Genomic DNA, 16,079 nt, shown 5'->3' with positions numbered 1-16,079 from the left:
CCCACAGCACCGGGCCACTTCTGTTAACCGGGGCTAACCTTCCCCGTATGACCCTCTCTCTCGAAGTCTCCGAAGGCGTCGGCACCATCCGCCTGGACCGGCCGCCCATGAACGCCCTGGACATCGCCACCCAGGACCGGCTGCGCGAGCTTGCGGTGGAGGCCACCGACCGGTCCGACGTCCGCGCCGTCATCATCTACGGCGGTGAGAAGGTGTTCGCCGCCGGCGCGGACATCAAGGAGATGCAGACGATGGACCACGCGGCGATGGTCGCCCGGTCCCGCGCGCTGCAGGACGCCTTCACCGCCGTGGCCCGGATCCCCAAGCCGGTCGTCGCGGCCGTCACCGGCTACGCCCTGGGCGGCGGCTGCGAGCTGGCCCTGTGCGCCGACTACCGCATCGCCGCCGACAACGCGAAGCTCGGCCAGCCCGAGATCCTGCTCGGCCTGATCCCGGGCGCCGGCGGCACCCAGAGGCTGTCCCGGCTCATCGGCCCCTCCAAGGCCAAGGACCTCATCTTCACCGGTCGCATGGTCAAGGCCGACGAGGCGCTCACCCTCGGCCTCGTGGACCGCGTCGTGCCCGCCGCCGAGGTGTACGAGCAGGCGCACGCCTGGGCCGCGAAGCTCGCCCAGGGGCCGGCCATCGCGCTGCGTGCGGCCAAGGAGTGCGTGGACGCGGGCCTGGAGGCGGACATCGACACCGGCCTGACCATCGAACGCAACTGGTTCGCGGGCCTGTTCGCCACCGAGGACCGCGAGCGCGGCATGCGCAGCTTCGTCGAGGAGGGCCCGGGCAAGGCCAAGTTCGTCTGAGACCTGTCCGGTTCTCGTCGGTCCTCCGTGGGGGTGGATTAGCCCCGCCTTAAAGCAGGGTTAAGGAGGACCGGCGATCCGCTCCGGGGGGTCGCCGCCGCGGGGTGTGTCACCGCAGATCAGGGTGGTTGTGCCGGTGTCCGATTGCCCAACGCATATGCCGGAGCACTTCGTTGGGACCCTCCGCTGCTAGGGGTGTTTTCCTGCGGAACGGCCCGGACGGGCGCACCGGCCGTCCATGATGGGTGCATGGCGGGCCTGGAGGGTGTGGAACAGCCGCGGCAGCGCAGCAGCGCTTCCGTCGTGCGGTCGACGGCGGCTCTGGAGGACGAACAGGGTCTCCAGGCGCTGGAGTTGTACGGGAATCCGGCCGAGGCAGAAGTGACACTGCCGTCCATGCCGGAGTCGGCCGGCAGGGCCCGCAGGCTCGCCCAGTACGTGGTGATCCGCTTCTGGGGCTTCTCGCCCCAGGTGTCCGAGCACACCGTCCTGCTCGTCTCCGAGCTCGTCGGCAACGCGGTGCGCCACACGGGCGCCCGCTCCTTCGGGTTACGGATGCACCGGCGGCGCGGCTGGATCCGGATCGAGGTGCGCGACCCCTCCCGCGGGCTGCCCTGCCTGATGCCGGTCCACGAACTGGACACCACCGGGCGGGGTCTCTTCCTCGTCGACAAGCTCTCCGACCGCTGGGGTGCCGACCTGCTGCCCCGCGGCAAGATCACCTGGTTCGAGATGCGGGTGGCCGATCGCTGAGCCGGTCCGCGAACGCCTGAAGCCCCCGTTCGCCGTGGTGCGGCTCCGTGGGGGCTCCATGGGTGCGCCGAGGATCGAAGGGGGTGTGATCCTCGGCGGGGCGACTTCGCTCGGGTCAATGGGGAAGCCGTGCTTCCGACTATGGCAGATGGGGGACCGAACGCCAAAAGTCCCGACTCGGACATAAGTGTGCAAATCCTAAGAGTTTCCACCTAAATCCTAGGTGAGGTCGACCACCCGCCTCGTATTTAGTGAATAGGTATCCATTCGTCCGTGTGATTCCTTGATCCCTGGAGGGGTGGGCCGCCATCCGGGTTCACTTCGACCGGGGGCCCGAATTGGGTCAATCGTTACCTTTGGGGGATTTCTTCTCTTAAATGGGCGGGTGCCCTGCTACCCGGACCGCCGATCCGCCCTCCGCGCCGGCGCGGCGGCCGCCACCGCCGCCCTCGCCACCGCCTGCGGGGCCGCGGCGGGCGGCCCGGCCCGGCCCTCACGCGCGCCGAAGGACGGGCCCGCACCCGCCGTACCCGGCAGGCCGCCCGCACCCGCACCCGTACCCGCCCCGGCGCCGCGCAGGTTCCCCGGACAGCCCGAGGAGATCGGCCACGGCCCCCGCGACCGCCCCCGGGTCGCCCTCACCTTCCACGGCAACGGCGACCCCGCCACCGCCCGATCCGTGCTCGCCGAGGCCGAACGCGCGGGCGCGCGGGTGACCGTCCTGGCGATCGGCACCTGGCTCGACGCCTACCCGGACATGGCCCGCCGCGTCCTGGACGGCGGCCACGAACTCGGCAACCACACCCAACGCCACCTCGCCATCAACGACATGACGGAGGCCGAGGCCTACGCCGAGATCACCGGGTGCGCCCAGCGGCTGAAGCGCCTCACCGGCTCCATCGGCACCTGGTTCCGCCCCTCGCAGACGCAGCACGCCACCCCGCTCGTCCGCAAGCTGGCCCGGCGGGCGGGCTACGCGCACGTCCTCTCGTACGACGTGGACTCCCTCGACTTCACCTCGCCCGGCGCGGCGGCCGTGATCCGCACCGTCACCGGGACGATCCGCAGCGGATCGGTGGTGAGCCTGCACTTCGGCTACGCGGACACGGTCGACGCGATGCCTCCCCTCCTCGAAGAACTCGCGCGCCGCACACTGCGCGCGGTGACCACCACGGAGCTGCTGACCCCATGACGACCACCCGCCTTCCCCGGAAGGCCACCGTGCTCCTGGCCGGTCTGGTCCTCGCCGCCCTGGCCGGCTGCGGATCGGCCGGCGACAAGGGCCCCTCCGAGGCGCTCGGTTCCGAGGCCCCGGCACAGCCGCCGGTGAAGGCCGTCCCGGCGGCCCCGGCCGGCCTCGCCGGCATGCCGCCGCTCCTCGACCCGAACGACGTGTACGCGGCCGACCGGCCGAACCAGCTCTCCCCGGTGGTGAAGGACTTCCCGTCCCGGGTCTACGTGCCGAACACCAGCTCCAACACGGTGTCCGTCATCGACCCCAAGACGTACAAGGTGATCGACACGATCCCGGTCGGGGTCCAGCCCCAGCACGTGGTCCCCTCCTGGGACTTGAAGACCCTGTGGGTGAACAACAACCGCGGTCACACCCTCACGCCGATCAACCCCGCGACCGGCGAGGTCGGTGAGCCGGTCGAGGTGCACGACCCGTACAACCTGTACTTCACGCCGAACGGCAAATACGCGGTCGTCATGGCCTCGATGGACAAGGAGCTCGTCTTCCGCGAACCGCGCACCATGAACCGGGTCAAGACCGTTCCGGTGACCTGCTTCGGCGTCAACCACGCGGACTTCTCCGCGGACGGCCGCTACTTCATCGTCAGCTGTGAGTTCTCCGGCGAGCTGCTCAAGGTCGACACCGAGAAGATGGAGGTCATCGCCCAGCAGAAGCTGCCCTTCGAGGGCGCCATGCCGCAGGACGTGAAGATCTCCCCGGACGGCAAGACCTTCTACGTCGCCGACATGATGGCGCACGGCATGTGGGTGCTCAACGGCGAGAAGTTCGACACCCCCCAGCTGCTGCCCACCGGCAAGGGTTGCCACGGCCTGTACGTGAGCCGCGACTCCCGCGAGATGTACGTTTCCAACCGCGGCGAGGGCACCATCTCGGTCTTCGACTTCCCCCAGAAGAAACTCACCAAGAAGTGGTTGCTGCCGGACGGCGGCAGCCCCGACATGGGCGGCGTGTCCGCCGACGGCAAGGTGCTGTGGCTGTCGGGTCGCTACGACGCCGAGGTCTACGCGATCGACACGGCCACCGGCAAACAGCTCGCCCGGATCCCGGTCGGCGCCGGCCCGCACGGCCTGGCCGTCTACCCGCAGCCCGGCCGCTACTCACTGGGCCACACCGGCGTCTTCCGCTAGGACGCGCCCCCACGCACCCCACACCGCCCCACTCCACCGCACCGCACCGCGCGGCGTCCCGGGAGCCCGCACGGTCTCCCGGGGCGCCGCCGCGCCATCACCAGGCGACCGGAAGCCGTTCCGGCAGCCGCTTGATGAAGCCCGTACGCCACACCAGGTTCTCGGCGGGCACCGCGAGTCGCAGGCCGGGTAGCCGCTCCACGAGCACCTCCAGCGCTATCTCGGCGTGGGCCCGGCCCAGTGCCGAGGCCGGGCAGAAGTGCCGGCCCGCCCCGAACGCGAGGTGGGCGTTGGCGCTCTCCCGCTCCAGGTCCAGCTCGTCCGGGCGCTCGAAGGCCTCCGGGTCGAAGTTGGCCCCCTCCAGCAGGACCAGGACGAGCTCACCCTCCTTGACCAGCACGTCGCCGACCTGAACGTCCGCCAGCGCGATGCGCGGCAGGCCGTCGCCCACGGACAGGTTCCAGCGCAGCAGCTCGTCGACCGCCTTCCCCGTGCGCTCCGGGTGGTGGCGCAGGTGGTCGATGAGCTCGGGTCGCTGGAGGAGCGCGAGAACGGCCAGGACCAGGAAGGCCGACGTGGACACGGCCCCCGCCCCGAACAGGGAGACGGCGACCGTCGCGAACATCTCGTCGGTCAGGTGGGCGGCGTCCGGGTCGGCCTCCTTGAGCTCCGCGAACCGGCCGAGCAGCCCCGTACGCTGCTCGGCGGGCAGTGCGAGCTGTGCGCCCAGCCGGCCGGCGAAGTAGGCGACGTCCTTGTACCAGTTGAGTGCCGAGTCGGCGAACGGTTCGCGCGCGGTCATGAACGCGACGTCGAGCCCCGACATCAGGCGCCGCCAGTCCTCGAACGGCACCCCCAGCACCCGGCAGTGAAGGGCGGCCGAGAAGGGGTCGGCGAACCCCGCCCGCAGGTCCACGGGCCCGCCCTCGGCGACGAGCCCGTCGACGAGCGTCCCCGCCGTGACGCGCAGCCAGTCCTGCAGGCCCTGTTGCCGCGGGTTGAGGGACTTCATCACCGCGGTGCGCAGGCCCGCGCCGTTGATGTTGCCCATGTTGTTGACGACCTCGGGCGGAATCGTCAGCGCGTACTGGCGGGGCACGCCGGCACGGGCGGTGTCCTTCAGGCTGAACCGCTCGTCCTCCAACACCTGCTTGGCCAGCGCGTAGCTGCTGACCAGCCAGGCGCGGTCCCCGGTGAGGGTGCGGACCCGGGCGACGGGGGCCTTCTCCCGCAGCCGGGCGCACTCCTCCGGGAGCACGTCACCGCGCCTCGACAGCGGGAAATCGAGGAGGGGGGCGTCCCCCTCCTGCCGGCCGGCGCCGGCCTCATGCTGCTCGACGCCCATCGGCGGTCCCTTCGGTCGGTGCGTGGTTCGCGGCCGTGCCGGCCGGCACGGGGGCCGGGCGGGCCGCCCCGGCGGACTCCGGCCGTACGACGGCGTAGGCCTGGTTGCGGGTCGCGCGCAGGCCCCCGCCGCGCGCGAAGAGGACGTCCGTCAGAGGCATCCGGACGTGGTAGGCCGCCACGGACGACGGCACGTCGAGAATGCTCGGGGTGTCCACGAAGAACGGGAGCTCCGCCGCCAGGTAGTCGAAACAGACCTGCAACTGGTCCGCCGTGATGGATTCACCTTCCGGCAACTTCGACCCGACGAAATGGAGGGCCATCTCCTCGCAGCCCTTGCGGAATTCATCGTCGGTTTCCAGGAAATGGAGCACGCGCCGGTGCAGCAGTCGGTAAACGGGATGGGTCTGGAACTCCGAAAGTGCCCGCACATGGACCCCCGCACGCGGCTGCCCCGATTCTTCGATGCCCTTGAGGACCCGCCGCCGGACTGCCTTGATCTCCTTCGCGGCACGCTTCTCCGCATGTTCCCGGCCGTAGCCGAAAGCTGCGAACATACGGTCCACATGGAGGTCCGCGTACACGAAGTCGACCTGCGCGAACCGGGGTACCGCCCAGCGGGCGAGGCTGTTGATGCGCTCGGAGCTGAAGTAGCTGTTCCCAGGACTCACTCCGATGAGCACATGGTCGCCCTCATCCCAGATATGACGGCACGTGCGGGTGAAGGGCAGAACTTCGAATGATGCGTCTGCTGTGATCGTCACCTGTGTGATCGCCCTTGTTGCCGCTTGTCCCTGGGAGCCCTGCGCTCCTGGTGTGGCGGCAATGCCGGTACGTTATGCGGTGATCCCGGAACGTGACAAGTCCGAGGTGGATTTCTTGGCCGGAATCACTGATTCCGTGCTACGGGGCGGTAATTGAATTTCTTTCTGCCGCCCGAACGGGACCCGGCATCGGCGGCCGCTCCCGATGCCGCTACCCTGAGCCGGTCAACGAGCACCAAGAAGGGGTGGATCCCAGTGGCGGACATCGAGAGCGCGCGGGAGACGTTCGGCAGGTTCGACGCGGACGGTGACGGCTTCGTCACGGCCGACGAGTTCCGTCGGGCCATGGCGGAGATGGGCGACCCGTTCGTCACGGGCCCGGTCGCCGACTCCGTCATCGCCTCCAAGGACACGAACGGCGACGGCCTGCTGAGCTTCGACGAGTTCTGGTCTTCCCTGAACAAGTAAGGCCCCGCGCCGCAGCCCCCGTGCCGCCCCCGCCGGGCGGTACGGGGGCTGCGGCCTGCCCGCCCCTCACGGGCTGCGTCCTACGGCGCGGCGTCGGGTCCGCCCGCGGTATCCGGGGCGGCACCCGGGCCGGCATCCGCGGCGCTGCCCGCCCGCGTCATGTCCCCGACCTCGCCCAGGGCCTCCTCCAGCCAGCGCAGCCAGAACGTCTCCAGGCCGATGCCGCCGTGCAGCACGAGCCGGCGCAGCCGGTCCTCGTCGGAGTCCCGCTCCGGGGGGAAGTCCTTCTCCTCGATGGCCTCGTACAGCGCCAGCTGGCGCCGGTGCAGCTCCAGGTGGCGCCGCAGTTCCCCGGCCAGACCCTGCACGCCGACCACGCCCGCGGCCCGGATCCGCAGCAGCAGGGGGTCCCGGATGTCCTTCGGGTCCTGGCTCTCGCCGATCCACCGCGCGAGCTCCGCGCTGCCCGCCGGCAGGACCTCGTACTCCTTCTTCTGGCCCCGCACGGGCACCTCGCTCGGCAGGGCCCGGATCAGCCCGGCCTCCTCCAGCCGGCCCAGCTCGCGGTAGATCTGTTGGTGCGTCGCGGACCAGAAGTACCCGATCGACTTGTCGAACCGCCGGGTCAGTTCCAGCCCGGACGAGGGCTTCTCGAGCAGGGCGGTGAGGATGGCGTGCGGCAGCGACATGTCGTCATCCTAGGTTTGCCGCACGCCGTTGCCGACCCGTGCCGGTCGGCTACTGCAGGGCGGCCAGGGCCTCGGGGGTCAGCGGGCCGGGGGCGTCGGGCCCCAGCAGGTCGCGCGCCCGTAGGAAGGCCGCCACCGCCGGTGACCAAGCCTGGCGCAGGCCCGCCCCGGTGAGCAGGCCCGTGTCGGCCAGCAGTCGGGCGGCCGGGCCGAAGCGGATCCCCTCCGGGGTCAGGACCGCCGCGTCGTCGGCCCAGCGCACCGCCAGGTCGACGTCGTGGGTGGCCATCACCACCGTGGTGCCGTGCGAGCGCAACCCCGCCAGGGTGTCCAGCAACCGCTCCTGCCCGTCCGGGTCGAGTCCGGCCGTCGGCTCGTCGAGGATCAGCACCCGCGGGGCCATGGCCACCGCGCCCGCGATCGCGGCGCGCTTGCGCTGCCCGTACGAGAGCAGGTGCGTCGGGCGGTCCCGCAGCCCGGTGATGTCCAGCGCGGCCAGCGCGGACTCCACCCGGTCCCGCACCTCGTCCGCGGGCAGGCCGAGGTTCATCGGGCCGAAGGACACGTCCTGTTCCACCGAGGCGGCGAACAGCTGGTCGTCCGGGTCCTGGACCACCAGCTGCACCGCCGTCCGCAACCGGGTCAGGCCCGCCCGGTCGTAGCCGACCGCCGTCCCGTCGAGCCGCAGTTCGCCCGAATCGGGCCGCAGGCCGCCGCTGAGCAGCCGCATCAGCGTGGTCTTGCCACTGCCGTTGCGGCCGAGCAGGACCAGCGCCCGGCCCTCGGCGATGGCGAAGTCCACCCCGGTCAGCACCGCCGGGCCGTCCTCGTACGCATAGCCGGCCCCGGCCAGTTCCACCAACGCGTTCACGGGTACAGCCCCTTCAGGGTGAGTGTCAGTGCGGCCACGGCCGCGAGCAGGGCCGCCGAGGCGGCGAGGAATCGCCATGACAGCGTCGCCTCGGGGACGAGCACCCGCAGCGCGCCGTCGTAGCCGCGCCCGGCCAGGCCCGACTGGAGCCGCGCCGCGCGGTCGAAGGCCCGTACGAACGAGGTGGAGGCGAGCCCCGCCACCGAGCGCCAGGCCGCCGCCCGGCCCGCGTGCCCCAGACGGGCGGCCTGCGCGCGCCGCACCTGGGCGAGGGAGTCGAGCAGCAGGAACCCGATCCGGTACATGACCAGCGCCACGTCCACCACCGGCGCCGGCACCCCGGCCCGGGCCAGCCGGGGCAGCACGTCCGACACCGGTGTGGTGAACGCGAACAGCAGGACTCCGAGCGAGGCCGCCGACGTGCGCAGCAGGAGCTCGGTGGCGAGCCGCGGCCCGTCCGGGGCCAGGGAGACCGGGCCCGCCGGGCCGCCGACCGCGACCAGCAGCGGCAGCGCCCCGGTGAAGCAGAACCCCAGCGGGATCCGGAAGGCCCGCCACAGTTGCCGCCCGGCGACCCCGGCCGGCCCGAGGAGCACGGCGAGGGTCGCGGCAGCCACGAGCGGCCCGCCGGGCCAGGCCGGCAGGCACAGGGCACTGACCGTCAGACCCAGTCCGAGCAGTGCCTTCTCCAACGGATGCCGGCCCCGCCAGCGGCTGCCGTGCGCAGCCACGTCGATGGGCAGCACGCTACGACTCCGAGGCGGGCGCCGCTGCGGGTGTGGATGCGGACGTGGATGCGGAGGCCCGTGCCGGTGCGGTGTCGGCGGAGGGCGTGCCCGCGGCCGCGGCCGCCGCACCCTGGCGACGGCCCCGTCGGACCCCGAAGTAGTACGCGAGCACGCCCGCGCCCAGCGCCGCCTGGAGGGCGAACAGGGCCGACTCGACCTCCCCGGACGGGGGCTCGTACAGCGGGGAGAACCAGGGCTCGTAATCCGGCTTCAGCTCGCTGATGGCCGCCTCCGCCTGCGCGTCGGCACCCGCGAACGGCTCCTCCTTGCCCTCGCCGAGGCCCAGGGCGAGCGGCAGCACGGCCAGCGCCGCCACCAGGAGCAGCAGCAGACCGTTGATCTTCGTGTTCCGGCTCGGGTTCATGGGCGTCACACCGCCGTCTTCTGCTCGGAGCGGCCGGCGAGCTTCGCGACGCCCAGCCGGACCAGGTCGGACTTGCTGGACTGCATCAGCAGCCGCATCACCAGGACCGTCAGCAGGCCCTCGCTCACGGCGAGCGGGATCTGGGTGACCGCGAAGATGCCGCCGAACTTCGCGAGCCCACCGAAGAAGCCCGTAGCCGGGTCCGGGAAGGCCAGCGCCAGCTGCACGGAGGTCACGCAGTAGGTGACGAGGTCGGCGAAGAAGGCGCCGAAGAACACCGACACCATCAGCGGGGCGTTGAGCCGCCGCAGCAGCAGGTAGATGCAGTACCCGGACCACGGCCCGGCGATGGCCATCGAGAAGACGTTGGCGCCGAGGGTGGTCAGTCCGCCGTGCGCGAGCAGCAGCGCCTGGAAGAGGAGGGTGATCGTGCCGAGCACCGCCATGATCGGCGGCCGGAACAGGATCGCACCGAGCCCGGTCCCGGTGGGGTGTGAGCAGCTGCCCGTCACCGACGGGATCTTCAGCGCGGACAGGACGAAGGTGAACGCTCCGGACGCGCCGAGCAGGAGGGTGCTCTCCGGGTTGGCCTTCACCTCGCGGGTGAGGGCCCGTACCCCGTGGACGACGAAGGGAGCGGACGCGGCGCCCCAGGCGGCCGCGTGCAAAGGGGGCAAGAACCCCTCGGCTATATGCATGAGTGGGAGACCTCTCCAGCACCTCGTGGATGGACAACGCGCCTTGGCCGGTCTCCTGGCTCACGGGTACTGATGCCCTGGCTCCGCCTTCCCGGGCGGTGCGGGTCCCTCCCCGCGCTGCCCAGTGGCTTTCCCGCAGGAGTGGAGCCGGACTTCCCGTTCACAGTGGCGAGGGCCGCACCGGTCTTCCACCGGTTTCCCGTACACCAAGGCGTGATGACCCTAATCCGCTCCATGGATCCCTAACAACCCGGATCCGCACCGGCCCTTGGGCCCGGGGATTCCGCTTCACGCCCGTGGTGGGCCGACGCGCCCCCGGTGCGCGGGCGAAACGGTGGCAGGGCCAAGGAACTTCCTGCACGGAGCGACTGGTAGCGGGGCCCGGCGCGTGCTGCGGCGCCCTTCCGTTCCTGTGCTCCAACCGGCGCCGCCGGGGAGCGCGCAGTGGGCGGCCGGGAGGGGCGGCCCCCGGACGGGCGCCCCCGGACGGGCGCCTTCCGGTCGCCGGACGGCCCGGCTGGCCCGCAGGCTGGGAAGGTGGCCGACGAACACGACACCGCAACACCGCAGCCGGGGGCGAACGCCGGGGCGTTCGACTACTCCGACCTCACCGCCGTCTACGTCAACTGCACGCTCAAGCGCTCGCCGGAGACCAGCAACACGGAAGGCCTGATCGTGCGGAGCCGCGCGGTCATGGAGGCGGCCGGCGCCCGGACCTCGCTGATCCGCGCCGTCGACCACGACATCGCCACCGGGGTCTGGCCGGACATGACCGAGCACGGGTGGGAAACCGACCAGTGGCCCGTCCTGTACAGCCAGATCATGGCCGCCGACATCCTCGTGCTGTGCGGGCCCATCTGGCTCGGCGACAACAGCTCCGTGATGAAGCAGGTCATCGAGCGGCTCTACGCCTGCTCGTCGCTCCTGAACGAGCAGGGCCAGTACGCCTACTACGGGCGCGTCGGCGGGGCGCTGATCACGGGCAACGAGGACGGCGTGAAGCACTGCGCCATGAACGTCCTCTACAGCCTCCAGCACCTCGGGTACACCATCCCGCCACAGGCCGACGCCGGCTGGATCGGCGAGGCGGGGCCCGGCCCCTCGTACCTCGACCCGGGCTCGGGCGGCCCGGAGAACGACTTCACCAACCGGAACACGGCGTTCATGTCGTGGAACCTGATGCACCTGGCCGCCCTGCTCAAGCGCTCCGGCGGCGTCCCCGCCCACGGCAACCAGCGCTCGGCATGGGACGCCGGCTGCCGCTTCGACTTCCCCAACCCCGAACACCGCTGACGCCCCGGACCCCGGCGGCCCGACCGGGCGGACGGGTGCCCGGGACGGCGGCGCGGGCGGGCGGCCCCGGGCACCAGCGGACGGAGGGTCAGCCGCAGCACACGTTCCGGTGCGCGACGTCCAGCACGAACCGGTCGGGCGAGCGCAGCGTGAACGACCTGTAGGACGGCCTTCCGTCGAAGGCGGCGCCGAAGGTGACGTACCCCTCGAAGTCGCCCGTCATGGCGAAGCCCTTCAGCGCGGGCAGGTCGATCTTCGCCAGCTTCGGCCCGCGGTAGGTGCTCTCACCGGAGCGCAGGTGCGCCTCGGCGGGGTGCAGGCGGATCTGCAGGAAGTGCTTCCCGGCCAGCGCGACGGGTTCGCCGGACCCGTCCCGGTACAGCCGCGGGACGCGGGTGACCTCGACGTCGGGGACGCGGCCCCGGAGGTCGATGACGATCCGGTCGTACGCGCAGTGCCCGGCCCAGCGGGCGTTCACGACGAGCGGGGTGGCGGTGCGCCCGGCGGCCGCGGCGGCCGGGGGCTGGGCGGTGGAGGCGGGCGCGGCGAGGGCGAGTCCGGCGGTGAGGAGAGCTCCCGTGGCCAGGGCCACGGTCTGCCGGCGGCGGAGATGGTTCATGACGTCCCCCTGGTTCTGTAGGGACGGGGATCCGTGTCGCTGCTGGAGACACTTCCTGCTCGCCCATGGTTGCAGCAAAACCACCTGAATTTCCCAATGGGCATAAATGCGCGATCCATGATGTCATCGGGTCAAAAGGGGTAGTCGATCGGGCGGTGTGCAGCGGAACGGGCGCGGGCCCGCCCTCCGGCCGGAGGGCGGGTCCCCGCGGGCACCGGGCCGCTACGGAGCGGGCTCGACGGCCGCGGGCTCGACGAAGGCCGGCGCGTTCCCGTTCGACTGTCCTACGGTGGCGGAGCCGGTGCCGTTCAGCTGTACGCCGTTGCTCTGGTTCGTCGCCCCGGAGCCGGTGGCCACCTGCTGGGTGGTGGAAGAGTTGCCCGCGTTGGCGCCGAAGACGCCGCTGCCCACGATCTCGGCGGCGGACGCGTTCGAGGAGGTCCCCGCCCCGGCTCCGCTGTCGGCCCGGGCGGTGCCCGAGCAGAGCAGGGCGGCGAGGGGGAGAGCGGCGAGCGCGGTGATCAGGCGGGCGCTGCGGTTGCTCGTCATGGTGAAGTCCTCCGTACGGGAAAGGGCTGCGGTCCACGGCGGTCGGCCGGCCGCCGGGGGATGTGCCGCGACGTCACGTGATCACCCTGGCGCACCGGGATCCTCCCGTACCACCCCCAGCCCCTACGGTTCGCCCTGAAGCGTGATCAATCCCCGCCAAACCTCAACACCCGGGAAAACCGGACGGTTGCTGCGGCTGCGGCTGCGGCTGCGGCTGCGGCTGCGGGTGAGGGTGAGGGGAGCGGTCGGGCGGAGACGTACGAGGACCCCGGGCGCAGCGGCGCCCGGGGTCCTCGTACGCGTGCGGACCGGGTCAGGTCAGCATTCGATGACGTTGACGGCGAGGCCGCCGCGGGCCGTCTCCTTGTACTTGATCTTCATGTCGGCGCCGGTCTCCTTCATGGTCTTGATGACCTTGTCCAGGGAGACCTTGTGGCTGCCGTCCCCGCGCATCGCCATCTTCGCGGCCGTGACCGCCTTGACCGCGGCCATGCCGTTGCGCTCGATGCACGGGATCTGGACCAGGCCGCCGACCGGGTCGCAGGTCAGGCCCAGGTTGTGCTCCATGCCGATCTCGGCCGCGTTCTCGACCTGCTCCGGGGTGCCGCCCAGGACCTCCGCGAGGGCGCCCGCCGCCATCGAGCAGGCGGAGCCGACCTCGCCCTGGCAGCCGACCTCGGCGCCGGAGATCGAGGCGTTCTCCTTGAACAGCATGCCGATCGCGCCCGCGGCGAGGAGGAAGCGGACCACGCCGTCCTCGTCGGCGCCGGGCACGAAGTTCACGTAGTAGTGCAGGACGGCCGGGAGGACGCCCGCCGCGCCGTTCGTCGGGGCCGTCACGACGCGGCCGCCCGCCGCGTTCTCCTCGTTCACGGCCATCGCGTAGATCGTCGTCCACTCGCTGCGGTGCAGCATCGGGTCGCCCTCGGTGCGCAGCTGGCGCGCCGTCGCCGCCGCGCGGCGCTTGACCCGCAGGCCGCCCGGGAGGATGCCCTCGCGGGACATGCCGCGCGCGACGCAGGCCTGCATGACCCGCCAGATCTCCAGCAGGCCCGCGCGGATCTCCTCCTCCGTGCGCCAGGCCTTCTCGTTCTCCAGCATCAGCGAGGAGATCGACAGGCCCGTCTCCTTGGCCAGGCGCAGCATCTCGTCACCGGAGCGGAAGGGGTACTTCAGTACGGTGTCGTCGAGCTTGATCCGGTCCTCGCCGACCGCGTCCTCGTCCACGACGAAGCCGCCGCCGACCGAGTAGTAGGTCTTCTCCAGCAGCGGGGCGCCCGAGGCGTCGTACGCGAAGAGGGTCATGCCGTTCGCGTGGTACGGCAGGGCCCGGCGGCGGTGCAGGATCAGCTGGCTCGGCTCGTCGAACGCGATCTCGTGGGCACTGCCTATCTCCGTGCCGAGCAGGCGCAGCCGGCCGGTCTGCCGGATGCGCTCCACCTCGTCGTCGGCCGTCTCCACGTCCACGGTGCGCGGGGAGTGGCCCTCCAGGCCGAGCAGCACCGCCTTCGGGGTGCCGTGGCCGTGTCCGGTCGCGCCGAGCGAGCCGTACAGCTCGGCCCGGACGGAGGCGGTCTGCGCGAGCACACCGTCCTTCTTCAGCCGCGTGACGAACATGCGGGCGGCGCGCATCGGACCCACGGTGTGCGAGCTGGACGGACCGATGCCGATCGAAAAGAGATCGAAAACCGAAATGGCCACGGTGGCGGACTCCCGGGAGTTCTTGCCCCCGCGGTGGCGGGGAGCGGACCGTCCGACCGGTCTCGGAGCGGGACGAGGCGGCCGACGGAGGGGGCGGATCTTGCGGGGATTGCGGGCAAAGATCACCTCGTGGGCGCCCATGCCCGGTTCATCAGCGTACGTCAGTTCGTGGGGGTGCCGGTTACGCCGGTCTGTACGGGGGCTGTCGCGGTCCCGACGTACCGGACCGCGGGCCCCGGGTCATGGGAAAGGCCCGGCCCTGTGTGACACAAGGCCGGGCCCCCCGAGCCTGGCCTACAGCGACGGGTACAGCGGGAACTTCGCGGCGAGCGCCGAGACGCGCACCTTGAGGGCCTCGCCGTCGTACGCCGGCTTCAGGGCCTCCGCGATGATGTCGGCGACCTCGGTGAAGTCCTCGGCGCCGAAGCCGCGGGTGGCCAGGGCCGGCGTGCCGATCCGCAGACCCGAGGTGACCATCGGCGGCCGCGGGTCGTTCGGGATGGCGTTGCGGTTGACCGTGATGCCGATCTCGTGGAGGCGGTCCTCGGCCTGCTGGCCGTCCAGCTCCGAGTTGCGCAGGTCCACCAGGACCAGGTGCACGTCGGTGCCGCCGGTGAGCACGTCCACGCCCACGGCCTTGACGTCGTCCTGGACCAGGCGCTCGGCGATGATCTTCGCGCCGGCCAGGGTGCGCTCCTGGCGCTCCTTGAACTCGGGCGAGGCCGCCACCTTGAAGGAGACCGCCTTGGCGGCGATCACGTGCTCCAGCGGGCCGCCCTGCTGACCGGGGAAGACCGCGGAGTTGATCTTCTTGGCCAGTTCCTGGGTGGAGAGGATCACGCCACCGCGCGGACCGCCCAGGGTCTTGTGCGTGGTGGTGGTCACGACGTGGGCGTGCGGCACCGGGTTCGGGTGGAGGCCGGCGGCGACCAGGCCCGCGAAGTGGGCCATGTCGACCATCAGGTACGCGCCGACCTCGTCCGCGATGCGGCGGAAGGCGGCGAAGTCCAGCTGGCGCGGGTAGGCCGACCAGCCGGCGACGATCAGCTGCGGCTTGGTCTCCTTGGCGAGGCGCTCGACCTCGGCCATGTCGACCTGGCCGTCCTCACCGACGTGGTAGGGGACCACGTTGTAGAGCTTGCCGGAGAAGTTGATCTTCATGCCGTGGGTCAGGTGACCGCCGTGGGCCAGGTTCAGGCCCATGATCGTGTCGCCCGGCTTCAGCAGCGCGAACATCGCGGCGGCGTTGGCCTGGGCACCCGAGTGCGGCTGGACGTTCGCGGCCTCGGCCCCGAAGAGCGCCTTGATCCGGTCGATCGCGATCTGCTCGACGACGTCGACGTGCTCGCAGCCGCCGTAGTAGCGGCGGCCCGGGTAGCCCTCGGCGTACTTGTTGGTCAGGACCGAGCCCTGGGCCTCCATGACGGCGACCGGAGCGAAGTTCTCCGACGCGATCATCTCCAGGGTGGACTGCTGGCGCACGAGCTCGGCGTCGACGGCGGCGGCGACGTCCGGGTCGAGCTCGTGGAGAGGGGTGTTCAGAACGGACATCAGGATCCCCTGTGGTCAGTTACTTACCGGAGGTGAGCTGGTCGTACTCGTCGGCGGAGAGCAGGTCGGCCGGCTCCTCCGCGACGCGGACCTTGAACAGCCAGCCGCCCTCGAACGGAGCGCTGTTCACGAGGCTCGGGTCGTCCACGACGTCCTGGTTCGCCTCGACGACCTCGCCGGTGACGGGGGAGTACAGGTCGCTGACCGACTTGGTCGACTCCAGCTCGCCGCAGGTCTCGCCCGCGGTCACCGTGTCGCCGACCTCGGGGAGCTGGGCGTAGACGACGTCACCGAGCGCGTTGGCCGCGAACTCCGTGATGCCGACCGTGGCGACGCCGTCCTCGGCGGCCGACAGCCACTCGTGCTCCTTGCTGAAACGCAGCTGCTGGGGGTTGCTCATGACCTGATTCTCCTGGATGCGGGGGAGTGC

The 16,079-nt window shown here is 71.4% G+C and carries 18 protein-coding genes and 1 riboswitch; of the genes, 6 read left to right on the top strand and 12 right to left on the bottom strand.

All coding sequences use genetic code 11. From position 1 onward, the window contains the following. The first annotated feature begins 47 nt into the window (after positions 1 to 47). From ACFV7Q_RS28945 to ACFV7Q_RS28930, 4 genes are all read left to right on the top strand, one after another. Positions 48 to 815 (top strand): enoyl-CoA hydratase/isomerase family protein, encoded by a 768-nt coding sequence (locus ACFV7Q_RS28945; protein ID WP_385432722.1) that lies wholly within the window; start codon positions 48 to 50, stop codon positions 813 to 815. A 249-nt stretch (positions 816 to 1,064) separates the two neighbouring features. After that, positions 1,065 to 1,568 (top strand): ATP-binding protein, encoded by a 504-nt coding sequence (locus ACFV7Q_RS28940; RefSeq protein WP_385432720.1) that lies wholly within the window; start codon positions 1,065 to 1,067, stop codon positions 1,566 to 1,568. Between the two features lie 385 nt (positions 1,569 to 1,953). Beyond that, positions 1,954 to 2,760: a polysaccharide deacetylase family protein gene (locus ACFV7Q_RS28935; protein ID WP_385432718.1), complete on the top strand. Its 807-nt coding sequence runs from the start codon at positions 1,954 to 1,956 to the stop codon at positions 2,758 to 2,760. Continuing rightward, positions 2,757 to 3,950 (top strand): YncE family protein, encoded by a 1,194-nt coding sequence (locus tag ACFV7Q_RS28930; RefSeq protein ID WP_385432717.1) that lies wholly within the window; start codon positions 2,757 to 2,759, stop codon positions 3,948 to 3,950. The genes ACFV7Q_RS28935 and ACFV7Q_RS28930 overlap by 4 nt, the downstream gene beginning before the upstream one ends. A 97-nt stretch (positions 3,951 to 4,047) precedes the next feature. On the opposite strand, the gene ACFV7Q_RS28925 is transcribed toward ACFV7Q_RS28930, so the two are convergent. Both ACFV7Q_RS28925 and ACFV7Q_RS28920 read right to left on the bottom strand, forming a co-directional pair. Further along, a complete protein-coding gene (locus tag ACFV7Q_RS28925) occupies positions 4,048 to 5,295 on the bottom strand; it encodes a cytochrome P450 (RefSeq protein ID WP_385432715.1) in 1,248 nt (415 codons plus the stop codon). Then, positions 5,276 to 6,058, bottom strand: a complete 783-nt coding sequence (locus ACFV7Q_RS28920; protein ID WP_385432713.1) for a tRNA-dependent cyclodipeptide synthase — start codon at positions 6,056 to 6,058, stop codon at positions 5,276 to 5,278. The genes ACFV7Q_RS28925 and ACFV7Q_RS28920 overlap by 20 nt, the downstream gene beginning before the upstream one ends. 255 nt (positions 6,059 to 6,313) lie before the next feature. Between ACFV7Q_RS28920 and ACFV7Q_RS28915 the strand changes: the two genes are divergently transcribed. After that, the gene (locus ACFV7Q_RS28915) at positions 6,314 to 6,526 is read left to right on the top strand and encodes an EF-hand domain-containing protein (RefSeq protein ID WP_385432711.1); all 213 of its coding nucleotides are present in this window, start codon (positions 6,314 to 6,316) and stop codon (positions 6,524 to 6,526) included. 80 nt (positions 6,527 to 6,606) lie between these two features. Here the strand turns inward: ACFV7Q_RS28915 and ACFV7Q_RS28910 are convergent, their stop codons facing one another. The 5 genes from ACFV7Q_RS28910 to ACFV7Q_RS28890 are packed head-to-tail and all read right to left on the bottom strand — an operon-like array spanning position 6,607 to position 9,936. Then, a complete protein-coding gene (locus ACFV7Q_RS28910; RefSeq protein ID WP_385432709.1) occupies positions 6,607 to 7,215 on the bottom strand; it encodes a PadR family transcriptional regulator in 609 nt (202 codons plus the stop codon). Between the two features lie 49 nt (positions 7,216 to 7,264). Then, a complete protein-coding gene (locus ACFV7Q_RS28905; RefSeq protein ID WP_385432707.1) occupies positions 7,265 to 8,086 on the bottom strand; it encodes an energy-coupling factor ABC transporter ATP-binding protein in 822 nt (273 codons plus the stop codon). Further along, positions 8,083 to 8,832, bottom strand: a complete 750-nt coding sequence (gene cbiQ, locus ACFV7Q_RS28900) for a cobalt ECF transporter T component CbiQ (RefSeq protein WP_385432705.1) — start codon at positions 8,830 to 8,832, stop codon at positions 8,083 to 8,085. The genes ACFV7Q_RS28905 and cbiQ overlap by 4 nt, the downstream gene beginning before the upstream one ends. 1 nt (position 8,833) lies before the next feature. Then, positions 8,834 to 9,238 carry an energy-coupling factor ABC transporter substrate-binding protein gene (locus ACFV7Q_RS28895; protein ID WP_385432704.1) on the bottom strand — a complete coding sequence of 135 codons (405 nt, stop codon included), beginning with the start codon at positions 9,236 to 9,238 and terminating at the stop codon, positions 8,834 to 8,836. 5 nt (positions 9,239 to 9,243) lie between these two features. Then, the gene (locus ACFV7Q_RS28890; protein WP_385432702.1) at positions 9,244 to 9,936 is read right to left on the bottom strand and encodes an energy-coupling factor ABC transporter permease; all 693 of its coding nucleotides are present in this window, start codon (positions 9,934 to 9,936) and stop codon (positions 9,244 to 9,246) included. A 27-nt stretch (positions 9,937 to 9,963) separates the two neighbouring features. Further along, positions 9,964 to 10,162: riboswitch (cobalamin riboswitch) on the bottom strand. A 311-nt stretch (positions 10,163 to 10,473) separates the two neighbouring features. Between ACFV7Q_RS28890 and ACFV7Q_RS28885 the strand changes: the two genes are divergently transcribed. Then, positions 10,474 to 11,229 (top strand): flavodoxin family protein, encoded by a 756-nt coding sequence (locus tag ACFV7Q_RS28885; protein ID WP_385432700.1) that lies wholly within the window; start codon positions 10,474 to 10,476, stop codon positions 11,227 to 11,229. 88 nt (positions 11,230 to 11,317) lie between these two features. Here ACFV7Q_RS28885 and ACFV7Q_RS28880 read toward each other — a convergent pair whose 3' ends face one another. From ACFV7Q_RS28880 to gcvH, 5 genes are all read right to left on the bottom strand, one after another. Continuing rightward, on the bottom strand, positions 11,318 to 11,848 hold the full coding sequence (locus tag ACFV7Q_RS28880) for a hypothetical protein (RefSeq protein ID WP_385432698.1): 531 nt from the start codon (positions 11,846 to 11,848) through the stop codon (positions 11,318 to 11,320). A gap of 222 nt (positions 11,849 to 12,070) precedes the next feature. After that, complete coding sequence (locus ACFV7Q_RS28875; protein ID WP_385432696.1) at positions 12,071 to 12,397, bottom strand: hypothetical protein; 327 nt, start codon at positions 12,395 to 12,397, stop codon at positions 12,071 to 12,073. Between the two features lie 318 nt (positions 12,398 to 12,715). Then, complete coding sequence (locus ACFV7Q_RS28870; RefSeq protein WP_385432694.1) at positions 12,716 to 14,098, bottom strand: L-serine ammonia-lyase; 1,383 nt, start codon at positions 14,096 to 14,098, stop codon at positions 12,716 to 12,718. A 294-nt stretch (positions 14,099 to 14,392) separates the two neighbouring features. After that, a complete protein-coding gene (gene glyA, locus ACFV7Q_RS28865) occupies positions 14,393 to 15,649 on the bottom strand; it encodes a serine hydroxymethyltransferase (RefSeq protein ID WP_385432692.1) in 1,257 nt (418 codons plus the stop codon). Between the two features lie 19 nt (positions 15,650 to 15,668). Further along, the gene (gene gcvH, locus ACFV7Q_RS28860; RefSeq protein WP_385432690.1) at positions 15,669 to 16,049 is read right to left on the bottom strand and encodes a glycine cleavage system protein GcvH; all 381 of its coding nucleotides are present in this window, start codon (positions 16,047 to 16,049) and stop codon (positions 15,669 to 15,671) included. Between the last annotated feature and the right edge of the window lie 30 nt (positions 16,050 to 16,079).

It is taken from the genome of Streptomyces sp. NPDC059851 (genome assembly GCF_042732005.1).
Taxonomy (GTDB): Bacteria; Actinomycetota; Actinomycetes; order Streptomycetales; family Streptomycetaceae; genus Streptomyces.
This window is presented reverse-complemented; position numbering and strand designations above follow the sequence as displayed.

Coding starts and splice junctions, on each gene's coding strand:
- ACFV7Q_RS28945 (WP_385432722.1), top strand. CDS start 48: ATGACCCTCTCTCTCGAAGTCTCCGAAGGCGTCGGCACCATCCGCCTG.
- ACFV7Q_RS28940 (WP_385432720.1), top strand. CDS start 1,065: ATGGCGGGCCTGGAGGGTGTGGAACAGCCGCGGCAGCGCAGCAGCGCT.
- ACFV7Q_RS28930 (WP_385432717.1), top strand. CDS start 2,757: ATGACGACCACCCGCCTTCCCCGGAAGGCCACCGTGCTCCTGGCCGGT.
- ACFV7Q_RS28925 (WP_385432715.1), bottom strand. CDS start 5,295: ATGGGCGTCGAGCAGCATGAGGCCGGCGCCGGCCGGCAGGAGGGGGAC.
- ACFV7Q_RS28910 (WP_385432709.1), bottom strand. CDS start 7,215: ATGTCGCTGCCGCACGCCATCCTCACCGCCCTGCTCGAGAAGCCCTCG.
- ACFV7Q_RS28895 (WP_385432704.1), bottom strand. CDS start 9,238: ATGAACCCGAGCCGGAACACGAAGATCAACGGTCTGCTGCTGCTCCTG.
- ACFV7Q_RS28890 (WP_385432702.1), bottom strand. CDS start 9,936: ATGCATATAGCCGAGGGGTTCTTGCCCCCTTTGCACGCGGCCGCCTGG.
- ACFV7Q_RS28880 (WP_385432698.1), bottom strand. CDS start 11,848: ATGAACCATCTCCGCCGCCGGCAGACCGTGGCCCTGGCCACGGGAGCT.
- ACFV7Q_RS28875 (WP_385432696.1), bottom strand. CDS start 12,397: ATGACGAGCAACCGCAGCGCCCGCCTGATCACCGCGCTCGCCGCTCTC.
- glyA (WP_385432692.1), bottom strand. CDS start 15,649: ATGTCCGTTCTGAACACCCCTCTCCACGAGCTCGACCCGGACGTCGCC.
- gcvH (WP_385432690.1), bottom strand. CDS start 16,049: ATGAGCAACCCCCAGCAGCTGCGTTTCAGCAAGGAGCACGAGTGGCTG.